This is a genomic window from Vibrio sp. V01_P9A10T6 (assembly GCF_963877065.1).
In the GTDB taxonomy this organism is placed as follows: Bacteria; Pseudomonadota; Gammaproteobacteria; order Enterobacterales; family Vibrionaceae; genus Vibrio; species Vibrio anguillarum.
This window is the reverse complement of record NZ_CAWNTB010000167.1, coordinates 19,095-35,357: the sequence shown is the minus strand read 5'-3', so window position 1 is coordinate 35,357 and position 16,263 is coordinate 19,095. Positions and strand designations below refer to the sequence as shown.

12 protein-coding genes are annotated in these 16,263 nt (G+C 46.3%); 4 read left to right on the top strand and 8 right to left on the bottom strand.

Annotation, left to right across the window (positions count from 1 at the left end):
* Positions 1-151: 151 nt before the first annotated feature.
* On the top strand, positions 152-940 hold the full coding sequence (locus AACQ21_RS11910; protein WP_105976535.1) for a glycosyl hydrolase: 789 nt from the start codon (positions 152-154) through the stop codon (positions 938-940).
* Between the two features lie 10 nt (positions 941-950).
* On the top strand, positions 951-1,250 hold the full coding sequence (locus tag AACQ21_RS11905; protein ID WP_081245287.1) for a type VI secretion system PAAR protein: 300 nt from the start codon (positions 951-953) through the stop codon (positions 1,248-1,250).
* Between the two features lie 33 nt (positions 1,251-1,283).
* Here AACQ21_RS11905 and AACQ21_RS11900 read toward each other — a convergent pair whose 3' ends face one another.
* The 6 genes from AACQ21_RS11900 to AACQ21_RS11875 form a co-directional block, all read right to left on the bottom strand.
* Positions 1,284-1,754, bottom strand: coding sequence for a hypothetical protein (locus AACQ21_RS11900; RefSeq protein ID WP_065771706.1), 471 nt, complete (start codon positions 1,752-1,754; stop codon positions 1,284-1,286).
* On the bottom strand, positions 1,751-3,832 hold the full coding sequence (locus tag AACQ21_RS11895) for a hypothetical protein (RefSeq protein ID WP_105976523.1): 2,082 nt from the start codon (positions 3,830-3,832) through the stop codon (positions 1,751-1,753). Before AACQ21_RS11895 ends, AACQ21_RS11900 begins: the two co-directional genes overlap by 4 nt.
* Complete coding sequence (locus AACQ21_RS11890) at positions 3,829-5,562, bottom strand: hypothetical protein (protein ID WP_105976522.1); 1,734 nt, start codon at positions 5,560-5,562, stop codon at positions 3,829-3,831. Before AACQ21_RS11890 ends, AACQ21_RS11895 begins: the two co-directional genes overlap by 4 nt.
* Positions 5,555-6,865 (bottom strand): tyrosine-type recombinase/integrase, encoded by a 1,311-nt coding sequence (locus AACQ21_RS11885; RefSeq protein WP_105976521.1) that lies wholly within the window; start codon positions 6,863-6,865, stop codon positions 5,555-5,557. Before AACQ21_RS11885 ends, AACQ21_RS11890 begins: the two co-directional genes overlap by 8 nt.
* Positions 6,866-6,983: 118 nt before the next feature.
* A complete protein-coding gene (gene gorA, locus AACQ21_RS11880; protein WP_166538068.1) occupies positions 6,984-8,342 on the bottom strand; it encodes a glutathione-disulfide reductase in 1,359 nt (452 codons plus the stop codon).
* A 110-nt stretch (positions 8,343-8,452) separates the two neighbouring features.
* Positions 8,453-9,292, bottom strand: coding sequence for a 23S rRNA (adenine(2030)-N(6))-methyltransferase RlmJ (locus tag AACQ21_RS11875; RefSeq protein ID WP_017045941.1), 840 nt, complete (start codon positions 9,290-9,292; stop codon positions 8,453-8,455).
* Positions 9,293-9,497: 205 nt separating this feature from the next.
* Between AACQ21_RS11875 and prlC the strand changes: the two genes are divergently transcribed.
* Both prlC and uvrD read left to right on the top strand, forming a co-directional pair.
* Positions 9,498-11,540: an oligopeptidase A gene (gene prlC / locus AACQ21_RS11870; protein ID WP_013855686.1), complete on the top strand. Its 2,043-nt coding sequence runs from the start codon at positions 9,498-9,500 to the stop codon at positions 11,538-11,540.
* Positions 11,541-11,696: 156 nt separating this feature from the next.
* Entirely contained in the window at positions 11,697-13,871 is a 2,175-nt protein-coding gene (gene uvrD / locus AACQ21_RS11865) for a DNA helicase II (RefSeq protein ID WP_013855687.1), read from the top strand.
* A gap of 783 nt (positions 13,872-14,654) precedes the next feature.
* Here uvrD and AACQ21_RS11860 read toward each other — a convergent pair.
* Positions 14,655-15,314, bottom strand: a complete 660-nt coding sequence (locus tag AACQ21_RS11860; protein WP_105976520.1) for a LysE family translocator — start codon at positions 15,312-15,314, stop codon at positions 14,655-14,657.
* 73 nt (positions 15,315-15,387) lie between these two features.
* Positions 15,388-16,194: an AraC family transcriptional regulator gene (locus AACQ21_RS11855; protein ID WP_026028188.1), complete on the bottom strand. Its 807-nt coding sequence runs from the start codon at positions 16,192-16,194 to the stop codon at positions 15,388-15,390.
* Between the last annotated feature and the right edge of the window lie 69 nt (positions 16,195-16,263).

Here is a 16,263-nt window from a genome sequence, read left to right as displayed (position 1 = left end):
CTGTACAGGGAATGACGAGGAACGAATGAATATTAGAGAACAAGTCTCAACGGTTGCGATGAGCATCGATAACGAAGGTGAAAAGCCTCCAGTGCTCTACACGACGAACATCAATTCAAAAAACATCTTTTGTGGTGGACAAATAAACGGCATGGAGCAATTAGATAATCTCGGCTCAGATTCTGGTACGTTTTCATCTGGATTTAATGCGACCGCTTTTTTACAACCAGGTGAGAATGAACTCAATCTTTGGACGGTTCCTGTCGGTGCATACAACGGAGATTTTACTTATAACGAAAACGATCGTTGTGAGCTCACAATCTTTGGCGCTTTTCCTGATGGTAAAAAACAAGAAATTTCTAACCTAACAGCTACTATTATCGATGGCAAACCGAACGTAAAAACCTCAACAATTTACCCAGATAAGCATAAAACTCCGTTAGTAAATGTCGATGGTGTGACTCCCTATCGTCGGACCATTTTTACTCGCCCGATTTACATTAAAACTATCCCGCGTTGGCGCTGGGTGGATGCGACGCCGATTCGTGAAGATAACCCAGAGCAGATGAAACAGCTCTACCGTGCTTATACCAATCTCCTAACATTAATGGAAAAACGCGATTTGGAAGGGCTAAATATGGCTTGGTCTCTTTCAAATAGGGAAAATGCAATGGCCGATGCTTATTATTCTACCCCTGATGAGTTTTTTGATGCTGTTGGTTTTGAATCCACCTTTAAGAGATACAGCGATGGAAAAGTTGAACCTAGACGCGAGTGGCATGAGTACAAGTTAAAAAGCTATATGGGAGGGCGCCTCGTACAATTAGAAGATAAACGAGGGCATTCACCCCTGAGAATTGGTTCCGATGAGCAAAATTTAATTTTCTCTGTCTTACCCTACTTATCCATGATTGATGGACGAGTCGTAGTATCACGCTAGGAGACTTAAGATGCCCGGTGCCGCAAGATTAGGTGATATAGGCTCAGAGCATGATTGCTTCCCGCCAACGCCGATTATTTCTGCCAGTAGTGGCGTGTTTATTAATGGTCAACCCGCGGTGCGTCAAGGCGATGCACTGCAAGATCATGGCTGCCCATGCTCTGAAAAACCCCACGGTAGCCACCCACGCAGTATTTCTGGTGGTTCAAGTGGGGTTCTGATTGATGGCAAACCCGCCGCCCGTTTAGGCGATGCTATTGATTGTGGAGGCACTATTGCCTCTGCATCATCGGATGTGATGATTGGGTAAGGAAATAACGGTCAGCCAAAGCTGACCGTTTTACTAAGTGTTACGTGAATTGATTGACGTTATTGTAGAACGTCGCAACGAAACCAGTTGATCCTTTAGCTCTTGATTAAATCGCTCGAGCTCTTCGGTACGTGATAGCGCTTTTCTCAATAAATCATTAAGGTGGTGATGCTCCGCAGCCATTTGGTGGACTTGCAGCGTGAGTTGTTCCATCGCCGAACGATATTTTTCTTTGATCCGTTTTTCATTTTTTAATGTCTCATGAAGGCGTTGATTATCGCTTTTATTCGTACTTTTCTCTTTGCTGGTTTGCTTACGTTTAATTTGCTTCACTTTTTCAACAAATTCAGGGTAGTAATACCCACTGCCATTGCCTAAATTTGCCTCTTCCTCAATAGCTCGAATACTCAGTTTTCTCGTCACCAGTACCCGTTTCGGTTTGCCTTGAATCAAACGATGAAGAGCGGCATCCAGTGCCAGCAATGTCTGTTCCTTTTTACTCATACAGCGACGACCTCAATGGCATGTTGGTAAGCGGTGTATTCAATACTAAAATCGTTCATCACGAGCTCGGCGGCGCGAATTTGTGTTATGCAGTGTGCATAGACGGATGGGGACACGGCTAAATGATGATGAAGATAGTGTGTTAAATCTAGATGGCGAGATTGCCACCATAGCGCATTGTCTCGATCAATAATGCTACTTCCACTGGAGCAGTCAACGCAAAATGCCGGATTGACAGCCCCATCCATATCGCAATGGTAGCCATTTTTACAATAGCTATGAAACGTACCATGTAGCGTTAGTCTTTTTTCTTTAACCGCCTTGTAAATCACCTCCCAACTGCTGTAAATGTGAGGCAATCCTTCTTTACGCATGGCAACAATCGCTTTGCCATGTGCCCCTGATAAGTCGGTATCTTGTTGGGTCCATTCAAAAAATTTATTCGCACTGGCTTCAATCTGGGTTGAATCAAGTAACTGTTGTAACTCTTCGTCAATCTCGATATTTTGAATGCGGCTGGCCACGCCGCCCGCGCAATACCAATCGGTCATTTGCAGATATAGGTGTTTAAATTGTTGTTTGAGGGCGATGGTATTCCCCAAACGGTGTTTAATTGTGAAAAAGGCGAGGGTTCGCCTAAATTGATGCGTGTTGAGATGCCAAGGTTTACCTTGATGAATGTATTTATGGATACTTTCTGTGCTGTTTGGATTACAGGTCACACATTCTTGGTAGTCTTCTTGGGTTACTGTAATATTGAAATGACGGACAAATCTTTGCAAACGTATGTTCCAATCACTGATAAGAACCGGTTTTTTTGATCGTGCTCCTCGGTTGAACCAAAGAATGTCCAGTGGGCGAGTGCTCAATTGGTTGTACTCCAGCCTCCATGCCTCGGTTAGGACGGTGACCAGTTGAATCGCTTTTTCAACGATGGGAGCGGTGACCCATGTGGCTTTCTTTTGCCCTAATTTGAAGGTGCGAGATTGCAACATGTGGAAAGTGGTGCCATCAAACTCAGTATTGAAATAGCTGTTAGGGGTCAGCTCGGTTAATTCAGAGACTCGCATTCCAGAGAAAGCCCCACAACAAATAAAACAAGCGGTGATCAGTTGACCGTAATATCGTCGCCAATCATTTCCATTGATGTCACGGGGCATATAAGCAGGTAAACCTTGCAGTAATTCCCCAATCTCGTTAGGTGTCGCTTTATGTACCTCTTGTGCGTATTGATGGCGATTCATGATCTCGCCTTGTGTATTGGTTAGAAAGTTCCATCGCCCTGCATTCACGTTATTTTGGACGATGGTTCGACCTGCAATATAGTTGTCATGTAGCCGTTGCTCAATCTGCGCTAATAAGTGACGGCTGTCCCAAGCTTGCTCAACTAACTCAATGGCTTTGCCAAAAATTTCATCCGCGATACGTTGTGGAATGGCTAAAGTTTGAGACTTCTGTAATTTGTTTTTTGCACATAAATCTTGAGCCAATTTGTTTGATGACACTTTATCTAAACCAAAGTGGATCCCTAACCATTTTTCCAGTTTTAAGGCGCTATTGATGCCAGTGAAAATTTGTTCAAGCGTACTTAACGATAAGGCTTGGTTGCTGAGGTGGCTTTCAAATTTCTGCCATATGGTTCGATTGCTCAACGCAGCAAGTGAGTGAAAACCATGCTCCAGCAGGAAATTGTAGACCGCTTTCATTTTGGTGACACGGGTACAGATAGTTGACAGTTTTGCCCCAGTACTTTGCGAGCCACTTTTGTGAAATATCCAACCATAAGTTAGCAATTTCATTTCTAATAAGAGGCTTGGAGAGACGCTAAATTTATCGAAATTTAGGCAGGTGGTTTGGGAACGGCTTTGTGCAAAGTAAGGACTTAGATCCCATTTGTTATCACCAAATATTGTGACCACCAAATTGTTTTTATCTGAGCAGACGACCACCGCGTTTAAGTTATCGAGATCTCCCTGTTTCACTAATTCAATCACGTTAATGCGGCTCATATTTAAAGAGACGGTATCAATAAAATCGACTTGAAACTCAGCGCCTAACGGTTGGTTTGAATGGTTCATGCGGTTTTTCCTTGTAACAAAATGACGGAGGTGATGTCTTTCCATAATGTGTGCCGACCTTCAATCATTAGCTTATCTTGTGCTTGCAATAAAATGGGTCGCTTAATGTTGGGTAAAATACGTTTTTCGATAAAGTGGATGACTTCACCAAAGTTTTTGTGGAAATGATGAGAGTCGAGATGAAAGTAACGTGACTCTTCGAGCGCTTCTTTGAAGGACAGCAGGCACCAAATATCTTCGGTTGATTGCACGATGACTTGATGCTCACAACCAAAACACTTCAGTAGTTCAGCGCAAGCCAAGCGCTCGCCATCTGATAGGTGATGTCGTTGTGCTCTGCGACTAAAGGCTTCAGATTGCACGTGAAAGGGTTGTTTGCAGTGGCTCCCATGAGCCGATACAGAGGTAGGTAAGGTTTGAGTGAGCCATTCCTCGTAAGTGAGAACCTGAATATTAAACGTCTCCATCACCTGAGATTTCGCCACGGAGAGGCTAACCTTATGCTTGGCTTGATGGGCTCGTATGGCAATGGTTTCTTGCATCATGGCATTGTTGTCGTGATGGTTCCCGGTGGAATAATGCCTACGTATGGTTGAGGGGGTGTTATCGAGTAATTCAGAGGCCGCAATATCGCCTAGCCGCAGTTGGGTCATTAAGCTGCCCGTTTCTCTAAAGCGGGAAATGACTGGGCGTAGCTCTCGCCCTTGATTGTCGACTAATGCAAACCACTTTCGAAGGATGGACACATTAAAATCTCTGAAATGATAATGAGTGATCGTCTTATGGTGTCCGTTAATCACCGTCTGAAGTAACAAGGCTTCGGGTTGACGATCGACAGCTTGGGAGACTTTCAATAACGTATCAAAGAAATCAAGGCAGTATTTGGGTATGTTCAGTTTATGCTCCCCGATCTCGACGGTGAGCGTTTTAAAAGCCCGTCGTTTAAAGGCTGGCATGCTATACCAAACGTCACCTAAAGGTTGACTGGCGATAGAGGGGCGCTTTAGTTGTAGGAGTGTTGAGGTATTACAGAAAGTGTAATATGCCAATAAGTAAGTCGCCGCGACCATGAGCCGAGTTAGCCCCGTGCGTATTGGAAACGATTGGCCTTTCCATTGAAAGTTCATCGTCGGTGAGTGTTTCTTGGCCTTCAGATGAAGCTCCGGATTGTCAAGAAACTGGACTGATAATTGCTTGAAAATCGCTCGCAGTAGTGGAAGCAATTGTTTCAAATCTGATTGGCTATAAGCTTCAAAGGATTCGGTATCATCACAATTGACCACTGGCAGTTCATCAAACCAAGTCATTGGATGATCGAGGAACCGGCATAACGTGGTGACTTGTGTCCGTATTTGCTTATAAGTGCTCTTTTTTATCTGCCCTTTTAAAAGCTGCATGTAAATACTCATGCAGTAGTTTTGTACCGATTCGCCATTGAAGGTTGAGCAATAATGCTTGTCACACCATTGAATGTATTCTTTTAATTGATAAAAAAGCCCGTCGCGAGTTGAGACCGCTCGATGGTCTATTTTCATGCTATTCATGATGGCAAAAGCGAGGGCGTTTCGATCCGCAAGTATTTCAGTGCCTTGCTTTATCTTCTTAGTGACGGGGAAATGGCGGTAACGGACGCGATTGAAATCCCACCGATAAAGACGGCCATGCTGATCTGGCACCTCTATCATCAGCTCTGGCTGCCAATCGTGAAGTTGTATGAGATTATTATTCATTATGAGCCTCACTATCCGCCGTTAAAGCGTCATGCATAAGAGTATCTAGCATCGAAAACTTATCTCGCAGGGCTTCTTTCCGTTTTAGATAACGGATGTATTTCCAAGTAGTTGATTCATGGTTATGCCCCATCCAGCCCATAAGACAATCGAGGGCTTCACTGCTATTCAGTCCCGAGGTCAGTAGGTCCCCCAATCGGTATGTCCCATAAGTACTGCGTAAATCATGGAATTTATGATTGAACCCCGGCTCTGACTTTTGCAGCACTTTTCTAAACTCACACCACCTAACTCCAAGGACTTTGGCTGTGAGGGGATTACCTTGCTCGCTGATAAAGAGAGGCGGATGTTGAGCGGTGTGTGTTAGGGGGATGGTCAGACGATCCGTGACCGATAACTTGTTGTCCATTTTTATCTGCCGCTTTAAGCGCCTTTCACTGATGCTGTAATCTTGTAGCATCTTAAGTAGTGAGGATGAGATCTCGATTTTGCGTTCTTTATCAAATTTGGTTTTTACACCATTTGATGGGCCAATCGGTAAATAATAGCGTTGGCGAGAGTCTGTGATCGGAAAGGCTTGATCTATAGCGGTGAGTGTTAATGAACACACTTCATTGACGCGTAGCCCAGTTTGAATGGCAAGTCTGCATTGCAGTTGAAACTCTACCGACTGATATCGGAGGTGATTTGAGACCAACTGAAGTGATTCTCGGCTTAATGGCATGAGAGTTCGTACTTGTGAGGAGTGAGCGTGTTTGGGTACTCGTATCCGTAAATCGCTGGTTTGCACAATCAGCTTTGGCTTAAGGTGAGCCAATTTATCCTGTCGATTGATCGTGGTGTATTCGATTCGAAAAGGGGCTTTTTTTTCTTCTTGCACAGCGAGATAGGTTTCATAGATGGCCCAGAGATAAAATTGAACCACATGATTCATGTAACAGTTTGCCGTTGAATAGGCCATGTTGCCATCTTGAACTTTAAGCAGTAAATAATGACGAAATTGGTAGGTGGGTTTTAGCCTATCGATAGGTGGGATATTGTCCCAAGTTAGTTGAAACTCTTCTAAGAATGACCAATAGCATAAGATCGCCCTTGCTGAAGAGTTCAAACACTTGAGTCTTTTTACGGTTTTTAGATCAAAAAACCATGAGTTGGCAACAGCAATGAATTTGCCGTGGTGATCGTACAATGTGGGTAATGGTCCAATGTTATATCCGTGTGGATGTAAAGTGATTGGGCCATTTCTAGTATGAGAAATTTGTGTATCAGTAAATACGTTTGAAGATTGGATGATTGTTGCCATTTGTACTCCATAGCGATAATTAATAAAAACAGGCTGCATTGAGAGCGAATCGTCAAATGTGCAGCCTGAAGTAGATTAATTTCCAGAGTTACAAATGTGTAGCAGTAGAGTTTCTACACTAACGTGTAAGAGTAACAAACTCTTCACTACCCGTTGGGTGTATTGCCACAACTGAATCAAAATCGGCCTTGGTTGCGCCCATTTTCATGGCTACGCCAAAGCCTTGAATCATTTCATCAACCGCAAAACCGATGCCGTGTAGGCCAACAACGGTTTCTTCAGGGCCAGCGCATACTAGTTTCATTTTGCATGGTTGACGGTGAGAGGTGACGGCGGTGTACATGGCCGTGAAGCTAGATGTATACACTTTGACATTCTCTTCGCCATATTGCGCTTGGGCTTCTTGCGTGGTGAGGCCAATTGTGCCGATTGGCGGATGGCTAAAGACCACGGTCGGGACTAGTTTGTAATCCATCTTCGCATCGGTTTTGCCATTAAACAGGCGCTCTGAAAGTTGACGGCCTGCTTTGACGGCTACTGGTGTGAGCTCGATACCGCCTTCCATGATATCGCCGACACAGTAGATACCCGCGACGTTGGTTTGCTGGTACTCATCAACCTTAATATAGCCTTGTGCATTAGTTGCCACACCCGTTGCTGCTAGGTTTATCGCATCGGTTGCTGGGTGGCGGCCGATTGCCCAAATGAGCGTATCAACGTTTTGGCTTTGGCCATTTTCAAGGTGTAGAGTCAGGCTGCCATCGGCTTCTTTGATCACTTCTTTTGGCACTGAATGAGTATGTAATGTTGGGCCTTCCGCCGCCATGACTTCAGTGAGTGTTTCGATGATCATGGGATCAAAGCTGCGCAGGGGTGATTCTTTGCGCACGTAAAGGTGCGTTTCAGTGCCGAGTGCGTTGAGTACGCCCGCGATTTCAACCGCAATATAACCTGCGCCCACAACCGCGACGCGTTTAGGCTGTTCGGTCAAGTCAAAGAAACCATTGGAATCAATGCCGTATTGCGCCCCTGGGATCGCCGGAATCGTTGGGCGTCCGCCAACGGCAATCAGGATATGATCTGCTGTGTAGTGTTCACCGTTTACTTCTACGGTTTTTGCATCAACAAAGCGTGCAAAACCGCGGATCACTTCCACTTTATTATTGCCCAATACGCGGTCGTATGATTGATGAATACGGCCAATATACGCTTGGCGGCTCTCAATCAGTTTTGACCAATCTAATCCTTTGACATCGACATCGAAGCCGTAATCTTTGGCATAAAGGTGCATTGCTTCAGCAATTTGCGCGCCATGCCACATCACTTTTTTCGGAACACAACCGACGTTGACACAAGTGCCGCCAAGGTCTTTGGCTTCAATCAGTGCGACTTTCGCACCATACATTGCCGCGCGGTTCGCTGAAGCGATACCACCAGAGCCACCACCGATACAGATATAATCAAAATGCGTTGTCATTACTTTCTCCATTATTCTTTTTTCATCCTATTTGACCTTGGTTTTGTACGATGTTGGCAACCATAGCAAGGCGAAAAAGGTTCTCTACTTCTTTGATAGATTGGGTCAGTTTATTCTGGTACAACCCATTCGACTTTAAAATGACCGGTTACCGGGGCAATCGCTTGCTGAAGAAACGGTAAAATTTCCTGCATTTGCCCTTCCAGTGTCCATGGTGGGTTAATCACTATCATGCCTGAAGCGGTCATGCCACGTTCATGGGTGTCTGGCGACACGCCCAATTCAATTTGTAAGATTTTGCGAATGCCAAGGCTTGCCAGCCCTTCAAGCAAGTCCTCAATGGTGTCGCGATTCACTACGGGATACCAAATGGCGTAGATACCCGTCGCCCAGCGCTTATAACTTTGGGCAATGGCTCTTACGACATCGCTGTACTCTTTGGCCAATTCGTAAGGGGGATCGATCAACACTAAGCCGCGACGCTCTTTCGGTGGCAGGCTACCGATTAAGCGTTGGAAACCATCTTCTTTGTAAATCGATACCTGACGATCTCGGTGGAACTCTTGCTCGAGCAAAGGGTAATCGCTCGGATGCAATTCAGTGAGCACCATACGATCCTGCGCGCGTAGATGAGCACGCGCCACACGTGGTGAGCCGGGGTAGTAGCGTAACTCTTCGCTTTCATTGAGTGCTTTTACTGCCTCAAGGTAGCTTTGAATGGCGGGTGGCGTTACATTTTGTTGCCAAATACGAGCAATCCCTTGTTTATATTCACCGGTTTTTTCTGACCATTCATGGGTCAAGTCATAACGGCCCACGCCAGAGTGGGTGTCATGATAAACAAAAGGCTTCTCTTTTTGCTGTAATGCATTGAGGATAAGGCTTTGTACGATATGCTTTAATACATCCGCGTGGTTGCCCGCGTGAAAACTGTGGCGATAACTTAGCAAAATAGGCTCTCAAAACACCCCAAATGGAGTGTGTTTCATCAATCAAACGTATTGGCTGATTATACGCCACTATTGAAAATTGCTGAACCTACCTATATTTACTATTTCAGATAAACAAAATCGACGGTTGCCGTGAAACAATCAGTGACTGTTGCAGAGAAATGCATCAACGTGCAGGCGCGTCTTAACTTAAAAGGAATGTTTTATGTCTAATCCACTTCTCACTTTCACGGATTTACCGCCGTTTTCCGCCATTAAGCCAGAGCATGTGAAGCCTGCGGTTGAGAAAGCGATAGAAGATTGCCGCACCGAAATTGAAAAACGCCTTGCTGGCAATAGCACCCCAACGTGGGAAAACTTGATTGCACCCATTGAAGAGGTGGATGATCGCTTAAGCCGCATTTGGTCGCCAGTGAGCCACCTTAATTCCGTGCTCAATAGCGATGAACTGCGTGATGCGTACGAAAGCTGTTTGCCGCTGCTGTCTGAATATGGCACTTGGGTTGGGCAACATAAAGGCCTGTTTGAAGCCTATAAGAGTATGAAAGCCAGCGACACTTTTTCCTCGCTCTCTCAAGCGCAGCAAAAAACCATCAATGATGCACTGCGTGATTTTGAGCTATCGGGTATCGGCTTGCCATTGGCAGAGCAAAAACGGTACGGCGAGATCAGTAAACGTCAATCTGAGTTGGGTTCTAAGTTCTCTAACAATGTACTGGATGCCACGATGGGCTGGACCAAGCACATTACCGACGCCAATCAATTAGCGGGCATGCCAGAATCGGCATTAGCAGCTGCACAAGCGGCGGCGCAAGCCAAAGAGCTCGATGGTTATTTATTAACGCTCGACATTCCTTCTTATCTGCCAGTGATGACTTATTGTGATAACCAAGCTCTGCGCAAAGAGCTTTATGAAGCGTATGTCACGCGTGCCTCGGATCGCGGGCCAAATGCGGGCAAGTGGGATAACAGCGAAATCATCGCTGAGAAGCTCAAACTGCGTCATGAAATAGCCCGTATGCTCGGCTTTAATACCTACAGTGAAAAATCACTGGCGACTAAAATGGCGCAAACGCCCGATCAAGTGTTAGGGTTTTTAAATGATTTAGCCACTAAAGTGAAACCGCAAGGTGAGCGTGAAGTAGAAGAGTTGCGTCAATTTGCGCAGCAAGAGTTTGGCGTGACCACGCTAGAGTTGTGGGATATCGCTTACTACAGCGAAAAACAGAAACAGCACTTGTTTGATATTTCAGATGAAGAGCTGCGCCCTTATTTCCCAGAGTCGAAAGTGGTGAGCGGCCTATTTGAAGTGCTCAACCGCGTATTTGGCATGAGCGTCAAAGAGCGCTCTGGGGTTGATACTTGGCATCCATCGGTGCGTTTTTTCGATATTTTTGATGCGAAAGGATCACTGCGTGGCAGCTTCTATCTCGACCTGTATGCACGCGAACATAAGCGTGGCGGCGCGTGGATGGATGATTGCCGTGGCCGCCGTATCACTCAAAATGGCGAGCTACAAACCCCAGTGGCTTATTTGACCTGTAACTTTAATCGCCCAATCGGTGATAAACCTGCGTTATTTACTCATGATGAAGTGGTCACTTTGTTCCATGAGTTTGGACACGGGATCCACCACATGTTGACTCAAGTTGAAGTGGGTGCGGTATCTGGCATCAATGGTGTACCGTGGGATGCGGTTGAACTGCCAAGTCAGTTCCTTGAAAATTGGTGCTGGGAAGAAGAGGCGTTAGCGTTTATTTCAGGTCATTACGAAACGGGTGAACCGCTACCGAAAGAAATGCTCGATAAAATGCTCGCGGCGAAAAACTTCCAGTCAGCGATGTTTATTTTGCGCCAACTTGAATTTGGTTTGTTCGATTTCACCTTGCACACCACTTACGATCCCGAAGTAGGCCCGCAAGTGTTGGAAACTCTCGCCCAAGTGAAAAAGAAAGTGGCCGTGTTACCAAGCCTTGAATGGAACCGTTTCTCACACAGCTTTAGCCACATCTTTGCTGGCGGTTACAGCGCAGGTTACTACAGCTACTTATGGGCAGAAGTGCTTTCGGCGGATGCGTTTTCTCGCTTTGAGGAAGAGGGAATTTTTAACCCACAGACTGGGCAAAGTTTCTTGAATAACATCCTTGAAATGGGTGGTAGTGAAGAGCCGATGGAGCTATTTAAACGCTTTAGAGGCCGCGAGCCGCAAATTGATGCGTTGCTGCGTCATGCGGGGATCGCCGCGTAGTCACGCGCTTAAAATGCGATGAAGCTCGAATTAGCCCACCTTTGCGGTGGGCTTTTCATTTTTGAATGCCCAGAAAAATGTGATAGAGACGAGCATCTTGCCGCGATTTGAGGTTATAATCTGGGCAATTATGTATAAATAACCAGTAGCTTAGCCATGATGGATCCTTCTCTCTTACTCGACGGTCTCAACGATAAACAGCGCGAAGCGGTTGCCGCGCCTTTAGAAAACTTGCTGGTGCTTGCCGGAGCGGGGAGTGGTAAAACCCGAGTATTGGTGCATCGCATTGCTTGGCTTATCTCGGTTGAAAACGCCTCGCCTTTTTCAGTCATGTCGGTGACTTTTACCAACAAAGCGGCGGCGGAAATGCGTGGCCGAATTGAAGAGTTGATGATGGGCAGTGCATCGGGCATGTGGAATGGTACCTTCCACGGTATTTGCCACCGTATTTTACGCGCTCACTATCTTGACGCTCGCCTGCCTGAGGATTTTCAGATCCTCGATTCTGAAGATCAACTGCGTTTGCTGCGTCGCTTAATCAAAGCACAAAACCTAGATGAGAAGCAGTGGCCTACGCGCCAGGTGTGCTGGTGGATTAACGGTAAAAAAGATGAAGGTCTTCGTCCGAAGCACATCGATGCGTACCGCGATCCCGTGACTCAAACCTATTTGCAGCTTTATTCCGCGTACCAAGAGGCGTGCGATCGCGCAGGTTTGGTTGATTTTGCCGAAATTTTGCTGCGTTGCCACGAGATGTTGCGTGATAAGCAGCACATTCGTGAACATTATCAAGCGCGCTTTAAACACATCTTGGTCGACGAATTTCAAGACACCAATAACATCCAATACGCGTGGCTGCGCATGATGGCTGGGCGCGATTGCCACGTGATGATCGTCGGTGATGATGATCAGTCCATTTATGGCTGGCGTGGTGCCAAAATTGAAAATCTCGAAAAATTCACGCAGGAATTTCCGAGCGTTAATACCATTCGTTTAGAGCAAAACTACCGTTCAACCAAAACCATTTTGCAAGCCTCGAACGCACTGATCGCGAACAACACCGAGCGAATGGGTAAAGAGCTCTGGACCGATGGCAGCGAAGGCGAGCCAATTTCTATCTATTCGGCCTACAACGATCTTGATGAGGCGCGTTTTACCGTCAATAAAATCAAAGAGTGGCGAGATAAAGGTGGCGCATTAGAGGATTGTGCGATGCTTTATCGCAACAACGCCCAATCTCGTGTTTTGGAAGAAGCCTTGATTCAAGCAGGCTTGCCCTATCGCATCTACGGCGGCATGCGCTTCTTCGAGCGCCAAGAGATCAAAGATGCGTTAAGTTACTTGCGTTTGATGTCTAACCGCAATGATGATTCGGCCTTTGAGCGAGTCGTAAATACGCCACCGCGTGGCTTAGGTGATAAAACGCTGGAAACCATTCGTTTTGCGGCGCGAGATCGCGGTTGTACCTTGTGGCAAGCGAGCCTTGTGCTGTTGGAAGAAAAAGTGCTCACAGGACGTGCGGCAAGCGCATTAAGCCGGTTTATTGAGCTGGTCAATGCCCTTGAAGATGATAGCGCTGAGATGCCGTTACACAGTCAAACCGACCATGTAATCAAAACATCAGGTTTGTTTGAGATGTATCAGCTTGAAAAGGGTGAAAAGTCTAAAGCCAGAATTGAAAACTTGGAAGAGCTAGTCACCGCAACACGCCAATTTGAAAAGCCAGAAGAAGCGGATGAGATGAGCATGTTGACGGCCTTTTTAACCCACGCCGCGCTGGAAGCGGGCGAAGGGCAGGCTGACGAGTTTGATGATGCCGTACAGTTAATGACACTGCACAGCGCGAAAGGGTTAGAGTTCCCGTTGGTGTTTATGGTTGGCGTTGAAGAGGGCATGTTCCCCAGCCAAATGTCGGCCGAAGAAGCGGGGCGATTGGAAGAGGAGCGCCGTTTGTGTTACGTCGGAATGACGCGCGCCATGCAAAAGCTCTACATTACTTACGCTGAAATTCGCCGTTTATACGGTCAGGATAAATACCATAAGCCGTCACGCTTTATCCGTGAGCTGCCAGAAAACTGCCTTGATGAAGTGCGCATGAAAGCGCAAGTGAGCCGACCAAGCAGTGCCGGGCGTTTTAGTCAAACAGCGGTCAAAGAGAACTTTAACGAGACGGGCTTTAGCTTGGGCGCACGCGTGAAACACCCTATTTTTGGTGAAGGCACCATCATTAATTTCGAAGGTAGTGGTCCGCAAAGTCGAGTGCAAGTCGCTTTTAACGGTGAAGGCATTAAATGGCTAGTGACTGCTTATGCCAAGCTAGAGAAACTATGATCTTCCTTGTACAAAGAAAAGGTACTTTTCTTTGCTGAGATGGTTGGATTGTTCTCCTCCCTCTTTGAGGGGAAGGCAGGAGGGAGTGTTTATGGCGTTGTTTAAGCCAAATACCTAACCTAGCCGTTCAAGATATGAAAGCTGGATAACTCATCTACTTATCCGATCCAAAAGAAAAACCCCGAGGGCTTGCGCCCTGCGGGGTTATAGTCTTACTTGCAGCAATCCAGCTACGAAAGTGCTCCATGCATCAAATCCATGATAGTGGCTGAATTCCGTCAGCTTAATCCGTTCTTCGCCTTCCTAGCGGTGTCCTTGGTGACTTCCTAGTCTGCTAACCATCCACGTTAGCGCGCTTCACTTGTTCCTTGAGCGGTGTCCTTTACATCATCCTGATGTTCAGTCCTTGCCTCGTCCAGAGGTGTCCATTGTCTTTCCTTAGTAGTAACCATCCTAGCTACTATTGCGTCCATTCAATGTCCAATTTGCTTTCCGTGCCGACCATTCATCCTGAGCAGTCGTCTCTTCATCCTGAAGATGACCAATCCGTGGTGCTTTCCTGTTCCGTGTCAGAATCCTTCCGACAAGGTTCATATTACCCATCTCTAATTTATCGGCAATGCTAGAGAAACGCTTTTTTCGCAAAGGGTTTCTCTAGCTGGTTGTTATTTTATTTAAAATCAATTAGTTAAGTTTTTTAGTATTGATTTTCCTACTCAAAAAGCGATATTTGCTCACTCGTTTGTAAGAGATCTCGCACAAAAATGGGCGCGAATCGCTGCATCAATGGCTAAGGCTAAGCAGCGCTTGCAATAAAATAAGTCCACCGATGAGCGTAAAAATGATGCCACATACCGCATCAATATACACAGTGAGTGATTGCAAACGTTTTTGTAGGCGGGCGGTGGAGAGCATCCACGCCAAGCTTGAGAACCACATAAAAGAGAGCCCCCAAAGAATCAGCAAGGCGATACCTTTACCTGAAAAGGACATCCCCACAGGCACTAAACTCGACATTAAGCTGATAAAAAAGACCAAAGCTTTTGGATTAAAAATATTGGTGATAAAACCGCGGGAAAAGGCTTGGCGTTGATTTTCGATCAGCTTGTAGCGCTCATTGTTGACTCCGACAGCTTGTGGCGATCGCCAGGTGGTGTAGATGGATTTGAGTGCGCCCAAGCCTAAATAGAATAAATACCCCCCGCCGGCCAGTTGCACCATCGCAAACAGTGCGGGTTGTTGATGCACCAAATAGCTTATCCCTGTGAGGCTAAGCAATGAGTGAATGACAATGCCACATGATAACCCTAGCGCAATAAAAACTCCGGTTCTGCGACCGTAACGGGTGGAATTTTGTACCACCAGTGCCACATCTGGGCCGGGGCTTAATAATGCCATAAAATGTACGCCAGCCAATGTGGCCAATATGGAAAGTTCGTTCATGTATTCTCCTCATGTTTTACGGTGAGTATGCGTGGAGAAAACGTGCTTGCCTTGTAAATTTCTGACAGTTTGGTTAGTAAAGTGTGCGATTGATGGCGGAGGGTGGCAGGCCAAAGGTTGCTTTGAACGCCTTACTGAAATGGGCTTGATCATAAAAACCGACTTGATAGGCGACTTCAGTGCTAGAGGTGCCGGTTTTCAACAATTTCATCGCTTGCTCTAAACGTAAACGCAATAACCACGCATAAGGTGTGATGCCCGTTTGCGCCTTGAAATGGCGCTGAAACTGAGTGGGTGAAAGCTGGCAAAGCTGAGCGAGTTGTTCAAGGCGGATTGGTTGGTCGAGTTGACTGAGTACCCACTCTTTCAGCGTGGCGAGGTTGCGCTGGCCGAGCGGTTTAACCTCCGGCAGTTTCAAGTGGCTATAGCGTTCAAGCAAAGGTGTGAACCCTTGGTAGGGTAAGCAATCTTTAGCGAGTTGACTGAGCTTATCCTGCTTCATGGTGTGATGAAGTTGCAGCAGTGAGCAAAAAAGTGGCGCGTCATCGACTATTAACTGCTCAAAACCCAGCACTTGTTCAATCTGCTTGGCTTCTAAGGTTTGCTGTAGCCAAGTGGGCTCAATAGCAAACACTTGCACTTGGTAGCCAGAGCCATTGTGCGCTTGCCCATCGTGCAGTTCATCTGGCGACATCAGAACTACGCCGCCCCGTTGTACCTGATGCCAAGCGCCTTGGTGGTAGAAGCGCTGTGTTCCTTGAGTGATAAGGCCAATATGAATATCAAGATGGTAGTGGCGATCAAACGCAAACTGACGATAGTCTGCATCAATCAGACCGATCGCAGGATAGGCCGTTTGGCTGTAGCTCACTTTATCCATAGAGACCAAAATTTAGGGTTGAATAATGCAAGCTTAGCCAGCCATGTCGCCACTGTCTTGTAAAAAATG